Below are 2,889 nucleotides of genomic sequence, written 5' to 3'. Positions count from 1 at the left end.
GCTTAAGACGTTTGGCATCAGACAGGTCCATCCCACCATACTTGGCCTTCAGCTTGTAGAAAGTCGCGGGGCTCAATCCATGCTTTCGGCATAGCTCAGCGGTTGGCAAACCAGCCTCCTGCTCTTTGATCATCCCGATTATCTGCGCATCGGTAAAACGGCTTTTCCTCATTCGTCTGCTCCTTCAGGGATGGGCAGACTCTACATCAGATCGAGGGAACTTCCGGGGGGCAGGTCAGTCGTGAACTCCGTGTGATTGACGCAAACGTCATGCGTTTCAGGATGGGTGGCGCAGACTAGAAATGGGTATGGTTGCCCGATACATGAAAACGGAGATCCACCAAATGCAAAGCGTTATCATGACCCGCCGCGCCACGGTGTTTGCACTTCTTAGTGGCGTTGTCCTTGGGATGCGTCCTGTCGCAGCTGTCGCCGCGCCAATCGCGATCAATGTAGCCAAGGATCCCAATTGCGGATGCTGCACCGCTTGGGTCGAAATCATTGAGGCCGATGGTTTCGCAGCCTCCATCGAGCTGCTTGATTTCGATGCCCTGCAGGCCCACAAGATCGACAGTGGCATCCCGGCAGGTATAGCCTCATGTCATACGGCTCATGTGGATGGATATGCCATCGAAGGCCATGTGCCAGCCGCCGACATCCGCCGTCTCTTGACAGAGCGCCCCGATGCAGTTGGCCTGTCGGTACCCGGCATGCCTTATGGTTCCCCGGGCATGGGGCCGGAATCGGAGCGCGAGGCCTACATCGTTTACCTGATCCGCCGTGACGGTAGTGTCGAGCCGTTCGCAAGTTACGACGCTGCCTAACCTGATCGGGCGCGTCTCGCGGTTTGCAGGACTAAAGTCCGCTCCCAACATCGTTGCCATCTCTGACTGGAGTCGAAACTCTCTGATCTTCACCTCGGCTGGCTCAAGCCCCCAAACGCAAAAAGCCCCCACTTTTCAGGGGGACTCGCAAAACGTTGAGGTGGCGTTGAGGTAAAACCGAACTTACTATACACAAGTGTTTTTGTCGGATTCCAAGTCTTTGTTATATAATAGTAAAATGGTTGCGGGGACAGGATTTGGCTTATGCCGAACAATTGGGGTTCTTTCTCCAGCAAAGCCACCTTCGGCCTTCAGGTTATGAGCCGCAATTCCCCAAATCTAGAAAAATGAGCGGCTTCAGACTCTTACCTGCTAAGCCTCTGACAACAGGACCTATGTTGGACTGGATTGGCACGGTTTCACCGCGCTCCGACGGAACAAGAGATGCACAGAACTGAATTCACCTGTTGACCAGGCGTTGACAAGAGTTGCACCTACAATCCCTGAAGTATCATCAATTTCGTCGCAAAACAAAATAGTCCCTACATTACCGCGAACGCTGATCTCTCGAGGTTGGCGTGTTTGCTGTCCCTGCGGTAACCAGAGATTCCGCCATCTTGCGACACCTTCACACCCAGTCCCAACAAAGCAATCTGCTTAGCTGCGGCGGTTCTTCCGCCGCTGGTACTTCCACCTTTGATCTTTAGGATTGCCCCGACCGCAACAATATTGCCTGTCCGCCATCAGCACCCATGGAACAGTTTAGCGTGATTGCGTAGCGGAGGGTTTGCGGCTCATCTTTACCCGGCATGGAGTTGAAGATGATGAAGAAACCCGACCCGAAGGAGGGCGCATGATGCACCACGCGCAAATCGCCCAGCGCGCGTTCAACACGCCCTTGATGGTCGACCCGGCCAAGGCGCTGGCCTTCCTGTCCGGGCTGGGCCCGCGCATCACTGGGCAGGAAATCACCTTCCAGGGGCTGGAGGTCGACAGCGTCGATCAGGCCACGGCCGCCCTTCCCGCCCGGGCCTCGCTGTTCGGCAACGATCTCGCCCAGCACCACCAACGCAATGGCACGCAGGACGTGTTCGAATACATCGAGATGTTCTACAACCCTAAACGCAAGCACACGAACAACGGTATGCTGTCGCCCGTTGACTTCGAAGCAAGACAGCAGAAACTGAACGAGGCAAGTGTCTAGGAAACTAGGGGCACCTCAAGTTCTGACTTGCGATCTGTTGCTTCCACAGTGCTTCCACGGGCGCGGCGGGAACGCAAATAGCCTCCCGGGAGAGGCTGTAGCGCGTTGATATATAATGATAATTTGGTTTCGGAGACAGACTGCCATTACGGTCGAACTGCATTGAGTTGCCACGTTTGAAGAGAACTCACAGCACGCTTTGGGCTGAAAGCGCACCTTCGGCTCCAGACTTCGGTAACGGGGCCGTCCCAGTCAAGCGGTTTTACCCATGCGGCATACTCCACGGGACTGCGGTTTTGTGCCTTGAGAGCTTAGTCTTCTTCTCTTATCTGAATAGCCCCGAGTTTCCTAGACACCTTGCAGCTTCAGTTTTTGCTGCTGCTCGAATGCGATCGGCGACAGCATTCCGTTCCTAACGTGTTTGCGCTGCGGGTTGTAGAAGAACTCGATGTAGTCGAACACATCCTGGCGGGCTTCTTTGCGGGTTTTATACTTTCTTCGGCGGATGCGTTCGCGTTTGAGCAGGTTGAAGAAGCTTTCGGCGACGGCGTTGTCCCAGCAGTTGCCACGTCGGCTCATGCTTTGCGTCAGATTGTGCTGTTCGAGGAACTCCTGCCACTCATAGCTGGTGAACTGTGAGCCTTGGTCGGAATGCACTTGGACTTTGGTCTTCGGTTTGCGGCGCCAGACGGCCATCAGAAGGGCTTGCAACGGCAGATCCGTATAGGTCCGACCCTGCATGGACCACCCAACAACACGCCTAGAAAATAGATCGATGACAACTGCGAGATAAACGAAGCCCTCGTGGGTGCGGATGTAGGTGATATCTGTGATCCAGAACTGGTCCGGAGCGTCGACATC

General features: G+C 54.9%; 3 protein-coding genes and 1 pseudogene. 2 read left to right on the top strand and 2 right to left on the bottom strand.

From position 1 onward, the window contains the following. Positions 1 to 172: transposase (locus tag AKV04_RS10030; protein ID WP_054006306.1), on the bottom strand; the 172-nt coding region annotated here is incomplete at its 3' end. Positions 173 to 344: 172 nt separating this feature from the next. On the opposite strand from AKV04_RS10030, the gene AKV04_RS10025 reads away from it, so the two are divergent. After that, complete coding sequence (locus tag AKV04_RS10025) at positions 345 to 824, top strand: DUF411 domain-containing protein (protein WP_082351595.1); 480 nt, start codon at positions 345 to 347, stop codon at positions 822 to 824. Between the two features lie 1,081 nt (positions 825 to 1,905). Next, positions 1,906 to 2,028 (top strand): annotated as a pseudogene (locus AKV04_RS26665) (IS3 family transposase); the annotation flags it as partial. A gap of 348 nt (positions 2,029 to 2,376) precedes the next feature. Here AKV04_RS26665 and AKV04_RS10015 read toward each other — a convergent pair. After that, the coding region (locus tag AKV04_RS10015) for an IS3 family transposase (RefSeq protein ID WP_054006305.1) at positions 2,377 to 2,889 on the bottom strand (513 nt) is incomplete at its 5' end.

It is taken from the genome of Cypionkella psychrotolerans (genome assembly GCF_001294535.1).
GTDB lineage: Bacteria > Pseudomonadota > Alphaproteobacteria > Rhodobacterales > Rhodobacteraceae > Cypionkella > Cypionkella psychrotolerans.
Note: the sequence above shows the minus strand (reverse complement) of the source record. Positions and strands in the feature narration are given on the sequence as shown.

Excerpts from the sequence above, each read along its gene's own strand:
- AKV04_RS10025 (WP_082351595.1), top strand. The coding sequence starts at position 345 with ATGCAAAGCGTTATCATGACCCGCCGCGCCACGGTGTTTGCACTTCTT.